We start from the raw sequence: 17,670 nt of genomic DNA, 5'->3' as shown, positions 1-17,670 counted from the left end.
ATCAGGAAAGTCCACGGCGACGGCGCAAGATCCACTCGCCCGCGAAACAGGCGAGTACCAGCAGGAAAACCAGTGGCGTGTGCCACAACGAGCGCGACCAGGTCCGGGTTTCGGGCATCTCCATGGACGGCAGGTCTCGCGCGAATCCATCCAGTGCGGAGGCTTCCAGCATCCTCCCGCCCGTCGTGGCGGCGATGGCTTCCAACACTTCACGGTCCGGCTCCAGACGCCGGAATTCGTCGGCGTCGTCGTTGGCCACCCAGCCGTCCTCCGGGCTTCCGACCCGCAGCCCGGCGCTGTCGCGGACGTCCGCCGTAACCGTGGTTCCCGCGCCGTCCTCCGGCAGGAAGGTCACCTCGAAGACACCGGCCTCGCTGTCGGAAGGCGTGGCATTCAGCTCGACGGCATCCGCACCGTTGCGGTTCACCGCGACGGTCACTCGGGCGTCGGACATCGGTTGGAAGGACGGGTCCAGGACCCGCAGCCGCGCCTTCACCGCCCCGTCCCCGCCGGCTTCGAGGGCCAGCGAACTGCGGTCGGGAACATCGGCGAGCAGCCAGCGGGTCAATTGCCGCCACGCCTTTTCCATGTCCGGCCGCTGCTCCGGGTCGCGGAAGCCCCAGCGCCAGAAGTCGCCGATCATCATCGACGCCACCCGCCCGTCGCCGAAGCGCTGCACCGCCAGCGCCGGGCGAGTGGTCCCGCCGTCGCGAACCTGAGCTAGCACCGTCGCGCCGGGCTTGATCCCGGCCACCCGGTTGAGGCTGTGGAAGCCGCCCATCGCCGCCATCCGGCCGCGCTCCGCGGCCTCGCTGTCGTGCAACCGCATCCACGGCGAAAGCCAGCCGTCGCGGGTCAACTCGAGCGTCAGGTCGTCGCCCGGCGGCGATCCTTCCCCGCCGCCGAGGTGCACCGGCAGCATCCGCTCCATCGGGGTGTTGCCGTAGTCGCCGTTGGCGAAGCTCTCCACCCCGCCGAGCATCAGCACGCTGCCGCCGCGGCGCGCCACGAAGGACTCTAACAGCTCCAGCTGGTCCAGGGTGAAGAATTCGCGCTCGAGGTCGTCGATGATCACCGCGCGGTATTCGAACAGCTCCTCCGCGGTCCGCGGGAATCCCGCGGCCAGTTCGTTGTCGTCGCGGGTATTGAGGCGGACCATCACCGGCTGGTCGTACTCAGCGCTGTCGTCGTCCGGATTGAAGCCGCGGAACAGCGGGTTCGCCGTCTCGCCCCGGCCGGCCCGCCACTGGAATTTCGGCTCGCGGCGCGCCACCCGGATCAAGCCGACCAGCTGCACTTCCGGATCCGCGGCGAGCGCGCGGTTGAGGAACTTGTATTCCCAGTTCGGCCGGCCGGAAACATAGAGGATCCGGTACGGCCCGCTGCCCCGGTTGACGGTCAGCAGGCGCCCGTTGTTCGCCTCCGTCGCCTCGTCGCCGCCATCGCCGGAGACCTCGATGCGGTAAAAGAGCACGCCATGGCCGGCCGGGCGATGCTGGAAGCGGACCGCACGCTGATCGGTGGCGGAGTCGGGCGTGAAGCGCAGGCTTTCGACTTCCTCCCCGGCAGTGTCCCGCAGCCGCACGGTGACCTCCTTGCCGCGGTAACCCCGGGCACTGACGTCGGCCCGGAAGGTCAGCGGGGCATCCTCGAACGAGGACTCCGAAACCACCGCCGAGGTCACCGCGAGGTCACGCTCCGGCGCACCGTCACCCACCAGCACCGGATACACCGGTGGCAGCCCGGCGAGTTGCTCCGGATCGATCCCGTCGGTGGCAATGCCGTCGGTCAGCAGGATCACCGCCGCCACCGGCCGCCCGGCAAAGCGCCGCCGGATGCCTTCGAGCGACTCGCCGATCTCGCTGGCCTTGCCCTCGAAATCCAGGTCGCTGAAACGCTCGACCCGCCGCAGGCCGCGGTCCATCGCGAAGCGTCGCAGGGCAAAGGTCGACTCGACCTCCCCCAACCATCCAGCTTCCGCGCCGGAGTCATCGACCAAGATCGAGCGCAGCTGACCGGAACGGGGCTCGCCCCCGCCGGCGTCGCTCACCTGCAGGCCCTTGCTGTTGTCGGCGATCACCGCCACCAGGTTGGCACCCGGCACCGCTTCCTCGCCGACCCACGAAGGTTCCGCCAGGCAAAGCGCGAGCAGGGCCAGGGCCGTGATCCGCAGCCCCAATGGCCACCACGCCCGGCGCCCCTGGCGCCCCTGGCTCATTGCCGCGATGGCCGCCCAAGCGGCGCCGAGCACGGCCAGTCCGGCACCGGCCCAGGCCCAGCTTCCGCCTTCGAACACAATCGTTGCCAGGGATCCGATCATTCGCCGCTGCCCAATCGTTCGTAGTACTCGCGCACCAGTTCCTCATACGGTCCGGGCACCGGGTCCCGGTTCAGCGGCAAGCGCGAATCGGGCTTCTCGCGTTTCGACAGCTCCTCGTCGACCCGCTGCTGAAGCTCCCTCAGCGGCTCCATGATCTGGTCTTCCATCAAGTTCCACTGCGGCCGCGTGCCTTCGCGATTGAAATCCCGGCGCATTTCCCGCGCCCGGTCGCGCACCCGCGCCGCCTCCTGCTGGAGGGCCTCGTCCTGCAACATCTCCTCGACATCACGCAAGCGGTCCGACCATTCGCGGTAGCCTTCGCCGAAGATCGGCGCCTCCTCGCGGGCGGCTTCGGCCGCTTCGCCCTGCGCGGCCCACTCCTCGAAGAAACGGCCCCCGCCCGTGCCCCCACCACCGTTCGTCCCCGCGCCACGAGTTCCTCCGCGTTGCTGGCCTTCAACCGGTTGCTGGCCTTCACCCGGTTGCTGGCCTTCACCCGGTTGCTGACCTTCGCCCGGCTGCTGACCTTCACCCGGTTGCTGGCCTTCACCCGGCTGCCGACCTTCACCCGGCTGCTGACCTTCACCCGGTTGCTGACCTTCGCCCGGTTGCTGACCTTCACCCGGTTGCTGACCTTCGCCCGGTTGCTGACCTTCGCCCGGTTGCTGACCTTCGCCCGGTTGCTGGCCTTCGCCCGGTTGCTGACCTTCGCCGGGTTGCTGACCTTCGCCGGGTTGCTGACCTTCGCCGGGTTGCTGACCTTCGCCGGGCTGCTGGACTTCGCCCGGTCGCTGACCTTCGCCCGGTTGCTGACCTTCGCCCGGTTGCTGACCTTCGCCGGGTTGCTGACCTTCGCCGGGTCGCTGACCTTCGCCCGGCTGCTGACCCTCGCTGGGCTGCTGACCCTCGCTGGGCTGCTGACCCTCGCTGGGCTGCTGACCCTCGCTGGGCTGCTGACCCTCGCGGGGCTCCTGACCCTCGTGGGCCTGCAGACCCTCGCTGGGCTGCTGACCCTCGCTGGGCTGCTGACCCTCGCTGGGCTGCTGACCCTCGCTGGGCTGCTGACCCTCGCTGGGCTGCTGGCTTTCACCTTCCTCCCGCCGTTGCCGTTCACCCTCCTCGACATCCCGCATCAGGTTCTCCAGTTCGTTGCGCGCCATCCGCAGGGCCGCTTCTTCATCGCCGAGAATGCTTTCCGCCGCGTCCTCGATGCCCTCGACCAGATCATCGATCCCCCGCCGGGCCGCTTCCTCGAATTCGGCGGCTTCGCCGAACCGGTCGAAACGCGACAGCCGCTCCGCCGCATCGAGGGCTTCCTCGACCCCGCCCGTTTCATTCTCCCGCAGCTCGTCGTAGAGTTTGCGGGACAGGATCGGCTCGCTTTCAGCCGACGCCTCGCTCAGCTCCTTCAGCGACTCCTGCAGTTGCCGCAGGCGCTCCTGCTGGGCGGCCAAATCGGCCGATAGCGCGTCCTGATCATCGTCCGCCTCGAAGGGATCCTGGGTCCCGTCCACCGCTTCGCGCCGTGCTTCCAGCTGCTCGCGGATCTGCTCCTGCCGGCTGGCAAGATCGCGGGCCTGCTCGCGGGCTTCGCGCATGTCGTCGGCGAACTGGTTCGACGTCCGTTCCCGGAACTCGTCCGCCAGTTGCTCGAACTGCTGCCCGGCGCGGGTCCCGGCATTCGCCGCCTGGTCGAGTTGCTCCTGCCCGAGATTCTCGGCGGCCTCGCGTGCGTCCTCGCGGGCTTGCCGGAGTTGTTCGCGCGCCTCCTCGGTGCGGCCGCGGTTCTCCTCGGACTCCATCCGCTCATTGAGCTCGTCGAGGTCTTCCAACATCTGCCGCTGTTCCTCCTCGAGCCGCTCCAGCTCCCGCCGCAGTTCCTCCCGCTCTTCCTCGCTTTCGGCTTCCTCCAACATCGCCTGGAGTTCCTTCGCCTTCTCGTTGATCCCCTCCTGGCGGCGGGCCAGCTCTTTCAAGCGGTTCAGCATCTGCTGATCTTCTCCGCTCGCCCCCGGGTCCTGTTGTTGCTGCTGCTCCTCGGCGAAGCGCTGGGTTTCATAACGCCGCTCCTCCTGCTGCAGTTCCATGTTCTGCAACTGCCGCTGCTGCCTCCGCGACGCCGCGCTCTGCGCCCCTTGCGGTTGCTGCTGTTGGGAACGACCCACCTGGAACTCGCGCTCGCGCATCCGGACGAGGTGCCCCATCGCCGCCTGCTCGCGGCTACGGGCGGCCTGCAAATGCTCCGCGTCCTCCGGTGTAACGATCTCCCTCAGCTCCGCCGCCGCGGCTTCCATCTCGCCGACCGCGGCCTCGAGATGGCGGGCGACCTCGGGGTCGGTCACTTCCCCCGCGGCCAGCCCGGCGGCCTGGATCACGCTGCCCTGGCCGGACTCGATCACCGCGGCATCCTCCACCAGCGCCGCGGCGTCATCGCGCACCCGGCGCTCCAGGGTCCAGGTCGCATTGAGCACTTCCTTCTGGCGCTCGATCAATGCCTCGCTCTGGTTCCCTTGCTGGCCACCCTGCTGACCTTGTTGCTGCTGCTCCTGTTGTTGCTGCGCCTCCCCGCCGCCGGCGGCCTCGCGGAAAATCTCCTCGAAATGCCGCACCTCGGCGAAGCGCAGGTCGCTCTCGACCCGCCGCGTCGCGCCGCGGGCATCGCGGTCCTCCGCCCAGAAGAAGTAGGTCATCAGATCCGTCGGCGCGGCCCGCCATTCCTCGAAGTCGATCAGCGTGGCAACCGTCACCCGCTTGTCCTTCTGGAAAAGCGCCGGGTCGAAGACCACCTCCCGGGTCTCGCCGTTCATGCTCAAGGTGGCACCGGCCGCGGTGATGCCGACGTCGTCCCACAGCACCGCCTCGGCGGCGAGCTCCTGCAGTGGCGAGACGTCGATGTCGCCGCCGGGGAAGGCCAGCTCGATCCTCGGCGGCAGGTTCCGCCGCACCACCACCCGGAACACCGGCGGCCGCGCGTTGCCACGGCCGGCATTGTCGCTCAGCTCGACCCGGAACGATTGCTTCTCCGCGGGCGAAAAGGCCGCTGTTAGAACCCCGTCGCCGGACGCCGCCAGCGGAATCTCCAGCGCCCCGTCCTCCGCGACCAGGCGCCCCGCCGCGGCAACCCCGTTGGTCTTCACCCGCAAACCGAGCTTCGATCCCTCCAGCACGGTGACCCGCCAGGTATCGCCGATGGTCTCGGTTTCGCCGGGTATGCCAGGGGGAGGCTCGACCGTCACATCGATCCCCTGCACCTCGGGCAGCACATAGGTTTTCACCTCGAAGTCGCGCGACCTGCCGCCGGCGAACTCGATCCGGTAGTGGCCGTCGCCCTCAACCCGCGGGATCGCCCCCGCGAAGACCGGGTCGGTCAGGTTCTGGCGCATCTCGATGTGGCGAGTTTCACCGCCCAGCTCCGCCACCAGCCGCGCCTCCGCCGGAACGCCGCCTTCGAAGCTCGCGGTCACCAGCAGACGGCTGCCGCGCTCCAGCTCGACATCGCCCGGCGTAACGTCAGCGACCCGGACCTCCCCCTGCTTGCCCGAGACCATGCTCCCCGGAGTCGCGACGACCTGACCCGCGGCTCCGCGATGGGGAAGCCAACGGGATCCGGCCAACAACATCACCGCGAGCACCAGTGCCACCACGGCAGCCCTCTCGAGCCCCCTCCAGATCCGCCGGCCGCGGTCGCCGACCGACTCCCGCCAGCCGGCGAGGATCGCTGCCTCGGCGGCGCGGTAAACCAGCCGCTCCTGCAGGTAGTCGAGTTCCCTTCCTTCGACGCCCTCTTCCGCCTCGACCGCGGTCAGCAACATCGCACCCAGTTCCGGATTCGCCTCCTCGATCTCCTTCGCCACGCTGCGCAGATCCAGCTTCAGCGGCGGAAGCCAGAACCGGCAGGCAAGCCATGCGATCACGCCGGCGAGCAAGGGCACCGCGAGCCAACCCGCCCCCAAGCCGTCCCCGGACCGGTGCATCAGCGCCACGATCACCGCGACCGCGGCCACGGCCCCGCAAACGATCGCCCGCACCCGGCTCTTGCGTTCCGCGGCATGACGCTCGGCAATCGGACCGAGTTGGCGTTGCAGGATGGAATCAATCATGTTGGCACTCCTTCCATCGGCGCTTTGGCGTTCGATCCGCGCGCCGCGACGGCGGATTCGATGATCAACAGCATCAACAAGCCCAGGGCCGCCCAGCGCCACAGGTCCTGCGCTTCCTCGGCTTCGCGCGCCCGCAAGCGGCGTTTGCCCATTTCGCCTGCCGCGACCGCGTCACCCGGGGCGGCCGCCAAGGGAACGCCCAGCGCTTCCAGCGCCGAAGGGTCGAGCGGCCGCAGCACCGACTCCGACGGCCGCAGGTTCACCGCATAGCGTCGGGCTTGGGTGCCGCCTTCGAGCCGGTAGATGCCGGGCTCGTCGGCCACCAAAACTTCATCCTCCGCGAGCTCGCGCACCGCGCCGCCGGGCAACACGACCCGTCGGTCGGCCGCTTTGACCGGCAAGGTGTCGCCGGTGAAGAATTGCCGTGCCTCGCCGATCCGTGGTCCCTGCCCGGCGAAGATCGAGTAGAGCAGCGGCACGAACTTCGACGACAGCGCCAGTTGGCTGTCATGCGGTTGCCAGCCGGAAGTCATCACGACCAGACCACCGCGCCCGACCGGAACATCCAGCCAAGCGGGATCGCCGTTGTCGAAGCGCGCCATCACCCGCGCACCGGGCAGTGCAGCAGCGTCCAGCTTGCGGTGATGCCAGAAATGCACGTCGGTGAAATCCCGCCACCGCGGGTCGCGGAATCCCGCCAACAGCGGGTGGTCGAAATCGATGCCCTCGAGCAAGGCGTAGCGCCCGCCCGCTTCTTCCAGACCCGGCGGCTTCTCCAGGCCCGCGAGCTGGCCGAGCGTGCCGGCCATCCCGCTCGACGCCAGCACCAGCAGCACCCGTCCTCCTTTCTCGAGATGACCGCGAACCGCCTGGATCTCCGCGCCATCGAGCGGCCGCGCCACCGCCAGGATCGCGGGCGCCTCGCCCAGGTCATCGACGAAGCGCGGCTCCATCAATCCGGAGCGGCCGAAAGCACGACGAAAGTAGTAATCCGACCCGTCGGCATCATCCGCGGCACTTTCGCCGAGGAACCCGAGCGTCACCGGAGTGGCGACCCGCGGTGACAGGAACAAGCGGTTGTCGAAATCCTGGCCATCGCCCGCCAGCACCACCCCGGTGGCATCTGCCGGCACCTCGAACACCCGGCTTTCGCCCGCCGGGACCACAGCCGGCACCTCGCGGTCGCCGATCCTCAACGTGAACTCCTGCCGCTCGGACGATTCGTCATTGCCGACCCGCACCATCGGCCGGCCCGGATCCGCCGTCGGCGCGACCGCGAGCGTGGCATTGGTCGGGCCATCCGCCTCGATCGCACGCAGCTCGACCCTCAGCCCGTCCGGCCAGGTCGCGCCGGCCACCGGCTCGAGCCCGGCGCTCTCCTGCAGGTCGCTGATCACCACGATCCGCCCGTCCCTGGCGCTGTCCTCGTCCGCCGCCGCATCCGCCAGCAGGTCGGCGGCGGCCAGCAGGCCACGGCCGAGATCGGTTCCCTGCCAGCTCGGTTCAAGTCCATCCAATGCCTGTTCCGCCAGCTCCTTGCGGCGACCGGGAACGGCCTCCTGCCACGCCTTGAAATCCACCACCGTGCGCACGGCGCCATCGACGGCCACGATCGCCAACGGATCCCGGGCGTCGGCCTCACCGAGCACCTTGACCGCTTCGGCGTGGGCCTTTTCCCACAGACCGGCGCGGCGCATCGAGGCGCTGGTGTCGATCAACAACACGGTGCGCTTCGCCGCCTCCTCCCGGTCCTGGTCGCTGCCGCTCAGGAACGGCCGCGCGAACAGGCCGGCGAGCAACAGCAGCGCCAGGCAGCGCAGCAAAAGCAGCGGCACGTTCTCCAGGCGGCGGCTGCGCTTGACCGGCGGATACTCGGTCGACTGCAGGAACATCAGCGAACCGAATTCCACCGCGTCTTTCGGCGGCTTGCGGCGCAGGTGCAGGTAGATCGGGACGCCAACCGCGAGCGCCCCGAGCAGGTAGAGCGGAACCAGGAAGTTCATCAGCCAGTGGGACGGAGGTTGGTGCGGGTGCGGCCGGGATCGGGACCGCGGCGGGTCCGGCTGCTCAGGAAATCATGGAGCGCACCATCGACCGGCAGGTCGGTCGGTGCGACCACCAGGTCGATGCCCGACTGCTGGCAGATCTCCCGCAGCTCGGCCTCATGCGCGCCGAAGCGCTCGAGGTAACCGGACCGCGCGCGGCCGGGATCGATGAAGTGATCGCGCCCCGATTCGAGGTCGGTGAAGCGGGCGGAGCGGTCGAAATCGAAGTCGATCTCGCGCCGGTCGAGCACCCGGAACACCAGCACCTCGTGGCCCCGCGCGCGCAGCAACTGCAGCTCGCGCTTGAGATCATCGAGCGGGGCCAGCAGGTCGGAAAAGAGGATGAACATGCCGCGCCGATCGTGCATCTGGGCCACCCGCTCGAGCGGCCCGCCGAAGGAGGTCGCCCGTCCTTCCGGCGCTTGTTCCAGGTCCAGCATCAGCCGCCTCAGGTGACCCGGACGGTTGCGCGCCGGCAGGTAGCCGCGGATCTGGTCATCGAAACGGGTCACGCCCACCGCATCGCCCTGGCCGGTCAGGAAATAAGCGAGCGTCGCCGCCAGGGTGGCGGCGTAGCGGTGCTTGGTGACCAGCGGGTCGGAACCGTAGGCCATCGAGCGGCTGCCATCGACCAGCAGCTGGCAGCGCAGGTTCGTCTCGTCCTCGTACTTCTTGACGTAGTAGCGGTCGCTGCGCGCATAGACCCGCCAGTCGATGTGGCGGATGTCATCGCCGGCGACGTACTGGCGGTATTCGCTGAACTCGGCCGAAAAGCCATGGTAGGGGCTGCGATGGAGGCCGCTGCGGAAGCCCTCGACCACGATCCGCGCGCGCAGTTCGAGCGAGCGGATCCGCATCAGCGCGGATGGCTCGAGGAACCGGGTCGGGGTGGCCGGGGGTGTCATGGGGTCAGAGCTTGGCCGGGACGGTCTCCAGCAGGTGTTCGATGATTTTCGCCACCGAGATGCCCTCGGCTTCGGCGCGGTAGTTCGGCAGCACCCGGTGACGCAGCACCGGCGCCGCCAGGGCGCGGACGTCTTCGGGCGACACGTGCGCGCGGCCTTCCAACAGGGCGCGGGTTTTGCCGCCGAGGATCAGGAACTGCGCCGCCCTCAGTCCCGCGCCCCAGTTGACGTAGTTGTTCACGAATTCGCTCGAGCCCTCCCGGCCCGGCCTGGAGGCCGCGGCCAGCCGCACCGCGTAGCGCACCACTTCCTCCGCCACCGGCACCTTGCGCACCACTTCCTGGCAGGCCATCAATTCCCCGGCCACGAACAGCGGCTCGATCTTCGCGCCCTTGCCGCCGGTGGTGCGGGTGACCACCGCGACCTCGTCGTCCTCGGGCAGGTAGTCGATCACCACGTTGAACATGAAGCGGTCGAGCTGCGCTTCCGGCAGCGGGTAGGTGCCCTCCATCTCGATCGGGTTCTGCGTCGCCAGCACGAAGAACGGCTCGGCCAGCTTGAAGGTCGTGCCGGCGGCGGTCACTTGGTGCTCCTGCATCGCCTCGAGCAGGGCCGACTGGGTCTTCGGCGGCGTGCGGTTGATTTCATCCGCGAGGATCATGTTGGCGAAGATCGGGCCCTTCTGGAACACCATCTCGCGGCCCTGCGCGGTCTCGCTCACCATCTCGGTGCCGGTGATGTCGGACGGCATCAGGTCCGGCGTGAACTGGATCCGGTGGAAGCTCAGGTGGAAGAGATCCGCCAGCGATTTCACCAGCAGCGTCTTCGCCAGCCCCGGCGCACCGGTGATCAGGCAATGCCCGCCGCTCAGCAGCGCGATCAGCATCTCGTCGATGACCTCGCGCTGGCCGACGATGACCTTCGAGAGTTCGGCCGCAATCCGTTCCCGCGCGTTGGCCAGCCGGTTGACCGCCTCGCGGTCGCGTTCGTAGTCGGTGGTCTCCGCGATCATCGGCGGATCCTCGGCGAGGGCGGGCGGGGTCGATTCGGAGTGGGACATGTCTGGTTGGAAATCTTTGCTCAATGGGTGAGGGCGTAGAACACGATGTTGACGCCCATCGGATACGACTTCTTCTCGGAAAACTCGCGGAAGAACCACTCATCCTCGCCCTCGCGCTCCCAGCCGTCGCCGAGGTCGGTGTTGTGGCAGACGATGCACATCATCCGGCCGTCCTTGTCGAAGAGCGCCTTGTAGGAGACGTCGCGGGCGCCGGTCTTGTTGAGTTCCCAAGTGATCCCCTGATTGCGTCCGCGGATCGCGTTCTGCATCGCCGGCACCTGCGGTTTCTCCTTCAGGTCGAAGACGCAGTGGAAGATCGGGTGCTCCAGCGGCAGCTCCTGCAGGTCGCGGTCCATGTCGCGATCGGGGAAGACCTGCCGGAACTCTTCCATGAAGCCTTCCCACTCGCGGTCGCCCCAGAAATCATCGACCATCAGGAAGCCGCCGTTCTCGAGGTACTTCCGCAGCGCCGCCCGCTCGTCCTCGCTCAGCCAGATCGATCCCGGTTCGATCATGTAGATGAAGGGATAGTCGAACAACTCCGGGTCGGTGAGCTCGAGGATCTTGCCGTCGGGGTGTACCTCGATCGAGGTCAGCTCCTGAAGCCGGAAGGAAAAGTTCAGGTCGCTGTCCGGATAGTCGGTCCGCCATCCGCCGCCGCGGCGACCGGACGACGAATAGCGCACCCGGACGAAGGTGAAGAGATCGTCCGGCATGTGCTTCTTCACCTCCCAGTCCGGCACGCCGTTGCGCGACGGCCGGCCGCCCGGTTCATCGTCGTCGAAGTGCCCCCGGCGCCCCCACCCGCCGAACTGCGCCAGCACCACGCCGGCCGCCAGCAAGCTGATGGTCACGATTGAAATCCGCTTCATGGCCCGTTCCCGGTTTCGGGTTTCTCTGTCAATTCACGCAGCAGGCCGTGGGCCGCCTGGAAACGCGGTGCCTCCTCAAGGGCTTCCAACACATGCCGCCGGGCCTTGGCCGGGTCAGGTCCGCGGTAGAGCGTCGCGAGCCGGAAATGGACATCCGCCGGGTTTACCGGGTCCAGCTCCAGCAGCGTCTCGAACGACCGCCTTGCCATCTCGTCGTCGCCCTGCTGCTGGGCCGCCATCCCGAGCGCACGGTGCGGTGCCCGGAGCAAGGGATTCACCGCCAGCACCCGCCGCGCCGACCCGTCCAGGGCAGGCCAGTCCTGAGCCTCCAGGTCGAGTTCGACCAAGCGCACGAAGGCATCGTTCGCCTCGCCGTCGCGCTCCGCCCAGGCCCGCAGCGCCGCGCGTTCTTCCCCGGTCTCGCCGAGGTTGCGGCACGCCATCGCCACGATCGAGTGGCCGTTCCCCGCCCCGCCGTAACCGGGGTAGATCGCGACCAGGTGCCGGCCGATCTCCTTCGCCTCCGCCCAGCGTCGTTCGCCGAGCAGCCAGTCGCCGCGTTGGACAAGCGCCCAGAAGTTGTCGGGGTGATCTTCCAGGAAATCCGCCACCGCCTGCGGGTCGCGGCGCAGCGGCGAGTCCGGAGGCGGCTGCGTCCAGTCGACACCCGGGGCCAGCGCCTCCGCCCGCTCGCGGGCGAACTTGGCGAAGCCCTTGTCCAGCGTCGCCACCGGTGCCATCCGCCGTGCCAGCACCGCGTCGATCGCGCCGTTGGTCCGCAGGTCGCCGAGCACCTGCTGGAACTTCTTCTCTCCGTAAGTACGGATCAGGTAGTCGACCCACAACGAGGCCTCGAAGTAGGCGAAGCCGATCGACTCCGGGTCCGCGAAGTTCGTCAGCGCGGCGCTCAGGCCGGCCAGCGGGATCAAGCCGCCGTCTTCCAGGATCCGGGTGCGGAACTCCGGCGTCATCTGCCCCGCACACGACGGGTCGCGACGATTTTCCTCGTAGACCGAGATGCCCTCGGTCAGCCAGCGCGGGATCCGGCTGGCGGTCGCGCCGAGCGTGATGGTGTGGCAAAACTCGTGCCACAGCGTCGACTCCCAGTTGCTGCCCAGCGCCCCCGGGCTGCCCGGGCTGTTCATCGCGATGACATTGCCGAAGCAGGCACCGAGGATCCCCAGGCCACCCGGCATGCCCAGGGTCCGCACCGCGAAGTCCTGCTGGTCGGGGAAGAAATCCACCACCACCGGTTCGTCCGGGCGGTAGCCGTAGCGGCCGCCCAGCTCGCGCTCCGCTTCTTCCAGCAACTCCAGCACGCGCTTGCCGTAGACCGCCGCCTCGCCCGGCCGCATCCGCACCGCGAAGCTGCCGGAACCCAGGGTCACGAACTCCTCCAGCTCGTCGTGCAGCAGCATCAGGTTGTAGATTTCCACGTCGTAGGGATCGGCCTTGCGGACCTCCTCGATCAACGCCCAGCCCTCGTCGTTTTTCCCCAGCCGCAGCAGGTCCTGGCCCAGCGCCTTCTTGCTCGGCAGGTGGTCCGGATCGAACGCCAGCGCCTGCCGCAGGAAACCCGAGCCCTCGGCGAAACGCCGCATTTCGGAAAGCTTGAGGCCGATCCAGTAATCGACCTCGGGATTCTCCGCCCACGGTTCCAGGGCCTTGGCCCGCGCCGACTTGCCGCGCGCGTCCTGGTCGAGACGGAAGGCGATCGCCGCTTCCAGCGCCCAGGCCAGCGGCTCGCGCGGGTTGGTCTCGCGCACCGTCGCCAGCACCTCGCGCGCTTGCTCGTAGGCTTCGACGTCGATCGCGTGCCGCGCCCGCAGCAGCAAGGCCGGAAGATGCCGCGGGTTGGTTTCCAGCAGCTCGTCGATGAAGCGCTCCGACGCCTTGCGGTCCGACGGTGAATTCGCCTCGGCTTGCAGGTAGATCAGGTCGGGCAGCGGGCCGACCCGGGTGCGGGCCTCGTTCAGGACCCGCGTCGCCAAGCCGTAGTCGCCCTTGCGGATCGCCAGTTCGGCGGTCGCCACGGTGGCCTGCCACCCCTCCTTTTCCAGCCCGCGCGCCCGGTCGTAGAACTGCTTCAAGACCAGCTTCGGCTCCGCGCCGAGCAGCAAGGCCGCACGTCCCAACGCCACCAGCTCCACCGCGTTGAGGTTCGCCGGCTTGGCTTGCTTCGCCAAGCCGTCCAGCGCCTCCAGCAGGGCCGCCGATTTCTCGCCGCGACCGGTCCGGCGCAGCACCTCGATCGCCTGGAGCTGGATCGGGATGTAGCCGTCGAACTCGTCCGCCGCCTCCCCGGCATCCTCCGCCGCACGGTCATAGAAGCCCAGGGTCATCAGGGCATCCAAGCGGGCCGCGACGACCTGCGGGTCCGCGCGGCGGAAGCCGGACACCTCGTCGGCGTAGTCGATGGCGTCCTGGTAGTTGCCCTGCACCACCATCGCCCGCGCCCTCAGCCCGGACCGCGACCATCCCTCCTGGGCGCCCGCCGGCAGGACCCCGGCCAAAACGGCGGCGGCCAAGGCGATCCGGCACGAAAGTCGACGGGACATCCCAAGGAAAACACCATTCACCATACCAGTTGCGGACAAAATACCGGGCAACGTGACATGAAAGCCGGCGCAAGCCAGCGACAAGGCCGGCAAATCCCAACATTTACACCCGCCCGGCGACGTGGTGACATGTTAGCGGTGAAACCCGATCTTCCCGCCACCACCGGACCCCGCACCGGCGCGCTGCCATTGGCGGCCGGCGCGGTCATCCTCGCGGGCACGCTGTGGCTGGTGGCCGGGGATGGCGGAACCCCCTCCCGCGTCGTCGCCGGCACCGGGGTGCTGGCCGCGGCGGCCATCCTCGCAGGCCGCCAGGCGCGCCCGCTTTCCAATGACGGCAGCGCCGCCGGACGGCTGGCGGAGCTCAACCGCGAGCTCGAGGCCCAGCTCCACCAGACCACCGATGAGCATCGCGCCCTCGACCACTACTTCGAGATGCTGATGGCCAACGTTCCGGCCAACATCTACTTCAAAGACACCGACTCCCATTTCCTGCGGGTCAACCAGAGCATGGCGGCCTGGGTCGGCGTCGAACACCCGCGCGACCTTGTGGGCAAGTCGGACCACGACCTCTTCGGCAAGGAACACGCCGACGCCGCCCTCGCCGACGAGATGAAGATCGTGGAAACCGGCCAATCGATCAAAGGCCTGGTGGAGCGCGAGAACTTCCCCGACGGCAAGATCGGCTGGGTGCTGACCAACAAAATGCCGTTCCGCGACCGCGAGGGGCGGATCATCGGCACCTTCGGCATGTCCAGCGACGTCAGCGAGCTGGTCGATGCCAAACACGACCTCGAGCGCGAGCGCAACATGCTGCGGTCGCTGATCGACGCCTTCCCCGACAAGATCTTCGCCCGCGACCTCGAGCGCCATTACCTGATCGTCAACAAGTCGATGGCCGAGTGGGTCGGTGCCAAGTCGAAGGAGGAAATGATCGGCAAGACCCCCGGCGATTATTTCCCCGACCTCGTCGTGAGGGCAGGCAAGGCGGAAGACACGAGGATGATCGAAACCGGCGAACCGGTGCTGCACCGCGAGTGGGACCTCGAGCTGAAACCCGGCGACCTGCGCCATTTCATCACCACCAAGGTCCCGCTGCGCGACGCGGGCGGCAAGATGTGGGGGATCGTCGGCATGGACCGCGACGTCACCGACCAGCGCCGGGCGCAGGAGAAGGCGGTGCAGGCGGAACGGCGGATGCAGGAGATGATCGACAACAGCCCCGCGGTCATCGCGATGAAGGATCTGCAGGGGCGTTTCCTGATGGTGAACCGGGGTTTCGAGGACCTGTTCGGGCTCGACCGCAAGGACATCCTCGGCTTCACCGACCACGAGATCATCGCCGACAAGGCGGCCGCCAAGAAGTTCCGCGAGCACGACATGATGGTCGCCGAGCGCGGCCAGTCGCTGCAGATGGACGAGGAGCTCTTCGTCGACAACGTCCCCCACACCTACATGTCGGTGAAATTCCCGCTGCGCGACCTGGACGGCGAGATCAAGGCGGTCGGAACCATCGCCACCGACATCACCGACCGCAAGGCCGCCGAGCGGGCGATCCACCGCATGAACGAGGACCTGATGAAGGCCAACGAGGACCTCAAGCGGGCCCAGGAGCAACTGATCCAGGCGGAGAAGATGGAATCGGTCGGCCGCCTCGCCGCCGGGGTCGCCCACGAGGTCAAGAACCCGCTGGCGATGATCGGCATGGGCATCGAGCTGCTCGCCCGCCGCGTGCCGGCCGATGACACCCAGGCCCAGGACACGGTGGAGCGGATGAAGCGCGGCATCGATCGCGCCAAGAAGATCGTCAAGGGCCTCGTCGACTACTCGTCGGCCCGCCAGCTGTCGATGGAGCCGCGCGACCTGGCGGAAGTCATCGGGGACGCGATCACGCTGGTCGAGTACCCGCTGAAGGAGGCCCGGGTGAAATTGATCACCGACCTGCCCGACGACCTGCCCGCGGTCAACGTCGACGCAACGAAGCTCGAGCAGGTGCTGGTCAACCTGATGATCAATGCGATGCACGCCATGCCGGACGGCGGCACGCTGACCGTGCGCGCCTTCGGCAGCACGCTGAGCGGGATCCGCCGCGACGAGGGTGTCCGCACCGCCGGCCACCTGCGGGAAGGCGACCGGGTGGTGCGGATCGAGGTCGATGACACCGGCAGCGGCATCGACGAGGCCCACATGTCGAAGCTCTTCGATCCCTTCTTCACCACCAAGGCCACCGGCACCGGCACCGGCCTCGGGCTCGCCGTCTGCCGCAAGATCGTCGAGCTCCACAACGGCATGCTCGAACTCGAGAACCGCCCCGAAGGCGGCGTCCGCGCGGCGATCACCCTGAAGGCCTGATGCGGACCAGGGCGACCCGGCGTTCCCTGCCAAGCCGTGTCAGCACATTTCCATTCCTTGATGTGGACCGCCAATCCGGTTAGGTTTCAGGATCATGGAAACCACCCGCATTCTGATCATCGACGACGAGCCGGACTTCACCGCCCTGCTCAAGGCCAACCTCGAGGAAGTGGGCAATTTCGAGGTGAGGGAAATCAACGACTCGTCGCAGGCGCTCAACGCCGCCCTCGAGTTTCATCCGGAACTTTGCATCATCGACGTCGTCATGCCCGGCATGGATGGCGGCGACGTGGTCGCCCAGTTCCGCGCCGAGCCGGCCCTGAAGGACACCGCGATCCTGATGCTCACCGCCCTGGTCGAGGAGAATCCCGACACCTCCGACGGCGAAACCCAGACCGGCGGTCTGCCCTTCGTCAGCAAGACCTCGGAGTTCGGCACCATCCTCAGTTGCATCGAGAAGCACCTCGAGGAACATCGGGCCGCCACCGACAAGGAGGAGCCGGCCCGCCCGGTCGAAACCTGGGACCTCGGCTGATGCTCCCCGCGACCCGCTGAGCGTGCCGGCCTCCTCGATCACCCATACGCCCCGCTTCAGGCTCCTCCCTTTTGAGCGGATCGGCCGCCTCAACTGATCAACAACAGGCGCGGCGGCAAGCCGGGCAGGTTGTCGGGCGCGCGGTGCACGCACGGCGGCACCGGACAGCCGGGATAGGCCACGGCGATCCGCCACAAATTCCCCAGCCCCAGACCGATCGGCTTGGCCTGCGGCGCCGCGGCGTAGTGGAGGTCGTAGCAAAGCTCGGCGAGGTACTCCGCGAAGCCCTCGTCATCGTCGCCATCGTATTCCTCCAGCAGGGCCGCCCGGGTGGCGGGGATGTCGATGTGACGGCGTGCCTCCTCGTTGCGAAGGATCTCACTGGCCGGTCCGTGGTAGGTGCAGAGATAGGTGTCCGCTTCCACGGTCGCACGGTCGGCATGGAATGAATAAACGTCCGTCCGCACCACACCCGGCTCGTCGTCGCGGAGATAGTTGCGGATGCAATTGAGCTCCGGCATCAGCCCGCAATGCTCCAGCATCTTCATGTCCTTGAGCATGATGCCAACCGCCGCCTTGCCCGCGGCACCCACCGGCAGGGCCCGCAGCGTCGACTCGTCGAGGGAGGTGATGCCTTCCCCCGCGGCCAGCGCTTCCACCACCTCGCCGAAATCGCCGGCGAGGGGGCGCTCCCAACACAAGGCATTGACCCCGTCCGCAAAGGGGGTGTTGACGAGTTCATCGAAGCTTCCCACCCGCCGGATGCGGGGGTAGTCGGCGGGCAAGCAAAGGCGCGTCATCGGCAAGGCCGCACGAGTAGCCGGCCCCGGCCCCGGCGGCGAGAGCGAATCGGACGGACTCCCGCCCGCCCGCGGACCGGTGAGAATCTCATCGTGGTCACGCGACCCATCCTGCTAGAAGGC

At 68.1% G+C, this 17,670-nt stretch carries 10 protein-coding genes; 2 read left to right on the top strand and 8 right to left on the bottom strand.

Features of this window, described 5'->3' with window-relative positions; translation table 11 throughout:
* Nucleotide 1 precedes the first annotated feature (1 nt).
* The 7 genes from IG178_RS08605 to IG178_RS08575 form a co-directional block, all read right to left on the bottom strand.
* Entirely contained in the window at nucleotides 2-2,320 is a 2,319-nt protein-coding gene (locus IG178_RS08605; protein ID WP_193212128.1) for a glutamine amidotransferase, read from the bottom strand.
* Complete coding sequence (locus IG178_RS08600) at nucleotides 2,317-6,420, bottom strand: hypothetical protein (protein WP_193212127.1); 4,104 nt, start codon at nucleotides 6,418-6,420, stop codon at nucleotides 2,317-2,319. The genes IG178_RS08605 and IG178_RS08600 overlap by 4 nt, the downstream gene beginning before the upstream one ends.
* Complete coding sequence (locus IG178_RS08595) at nucleotides 6,417-8,423, bottom strand: BatA domain-containing protein (protein ID WP_193212126.1); 2,007 nt, start codon at nucleotides 8,421-8,423, stop codon at nucleotides 6,417-6,419. Before IG178_RS08595 ends, IG178_RS08600 begins: the two co-directional genes overlap by 4 nt.
* Nucleotides 8,423-9,370: a DUF58 domain-containing protein gene (locus IG178_RS08590; protein ID WP_226895181.1), complete on the bottom strand. Its 948-nt coding sequence runs from the start codon at nucleotides 9,368-9,370 to the stop codon at nucleotides 8,423-8,425. The genes IG178_RS08595 and IG178_RS08590 overlap by 1 nt, the downstream gene beginning before the upstream one ends.
* 4 nt (nucleotides 9,371-9,374) lie before the next feature.
* Entirely contained in the window at nucleotides 9,375-10,382 is a 1,008-nt protein-coding gene (locus tag IG178_RS08585; protein WP_193212145.1) for an AAA family ATPase, read from the bottom strand.
* Between the two features lie 68 nt (nucleotides 10,383-10,450).
* Nucleotides 10,451-11,302, bottom strand: coding sequence for a DUF4159 domain-containing protein (locus IG178_RS08580; RefSeq protein WP_193212125.1), 852 nt, complete (start codon nucleotides 11,300-11,302; stop codon nucleotides 10,451-10,453).
* Nucleotides 11,299-13,860, bottom strand: a complete 2,562-nt coding sequence (locus tag IG178_RS08575; RefSeq protein WP_193212124.1) for a tetratricopeptide repeat protein — start codon at nucleotides 13,858-13,860, stop codon at nucleotides 11,299-11,301. The genes IG178_RS08580 and IG178_RS08575 overlap by 4 nt, the downstream gene beginning before the upstream one ends.
* Nucleotides 13,861-13,998: 138 nt before the next feature.
* On the opposite strand from IG178_RS08575, the gene IG178_RS08570 reads away from it, so the two are divergent.
* Together IG178_RS08570 and IG178_RS08565 are read left to right on the top strand one after the other, a co-directional pair.
* Nucleotides 13,999-16,212, top strand: coding sequence for a PAS domain-containing protein (locus IG178_RS08570; protein ID WP_193212123.1), 2,214 nt, complete (start codon nucleotides 13,999-14,001; stop codon nucleotides 16,210-16,212).
* A 94-nt stretch (nucleotides 16,213-16,306) separates the two neighbouring features.
* The gene (locus IG178_RS08565; protein ID WP_193212122.1) at nucleotides 16,307-16,747 is read left to right on the top strand and encodes a response regulator; all 441 of its coding nucleotides are present in this window, start codon (nucleotides 16,307-16,309) and stop codon (nucleotides 16,745-16,747) included.
* An 89-nt stretch (nucleotides 16,748-16,836) separates the two neighbouring features.
* On the opposite strand, the gene IG178_RS08560 is transcribed toward IG178_RS08565, so the two are convergent.
* Complete coding sequence (locus IG178_RS08560) at nucleotides 16,837-17,547, bottom strand: hypothetical protein (protein ID WP_193212121.1); 711 nt, start codon at nucleotides 17,545-17,547, stop codon at nucleotides 16,837-16,839.
* Nucleotides 17,548-17,670: the final 123 nt, after the last annotated feature.

Source organism: Neoluteolibacter marinus (genome assembly GCF_014904755.1).
GTDB lineage: Bacteria > Verrucomicrobiota > Verrucomicrobiia > Verrucomicrobiales > Akkermansiaceae > Haloferula > Haloferula marina.
The sequence above is the reverse complement of the archived record's forward strand: the minus strand, read 5'-3'. Positions and strand labels throughout refer to the sequence as shown.

Coding starts and splice junctions, on each gene's coding strand:
- IG178_RS08585 (WP_193212145.1), bottom strand. CDS start 10,382: ATGATCGCGGAGACCACCGACTACGAACGCGACCGCGAGGCGGTCAAC.
- IG178_RS08595 (WP_193212126.1), bottom strand. CDS start 8,423: ATGAACTTCCTGGTTCCGCTCTACCTGCTCGGGGCGCTCGCGGTTGGC.
- IG178_RS08600 (WP_193212127.1), bottom strand. CDS start 6,420: ATGATTGATTCCATCCTGCAACGCCAACTCGGTCCGATTGCCGAGCGT.
- IG178_RS08605 (WP_193212128.1), bottom strand. CDS start 2,320: ATGATCGGATCCCTGGCAACGATTGTGTTCGAAGGCGGAAGCTGGGCC.
- IG178_RS08560 (WP_193212121.1), bottom strand. CDS start 17,547: ATGACGCGCCTTTGCTTGCCCGCCGACTACCCCCGCATCCGGCGGGTG.
- IG178_RS08575 (WP_193212124.1), bottom strand. CDS start 13,860: ATGTCCCGTCGACTTTCGTGCCGGATCGCCTTGGCCGCCGCCGTTTTG.
- IG178_RS08580 (WP_193212125.1), bottom strand. CDS start 11,302: ATGAAGCGGATTTCAATCGTGACCATCAGCTTGCTGGCGGCCGGCGTG.
- IG178_RS08565 (WP_193212122.1), top strand. CDS start 16,307: ATGGAAACCACCCGCATTCTGATCATCGACGACGAGCCGGACTTCACC.
- IG178_RS08590 (WP_226895181.1), bottom strand. CDS start 9,370: ATGACACCCCCGGCCACCCCGACCCGGTTCCTCGAGCCATCCGCGCTG.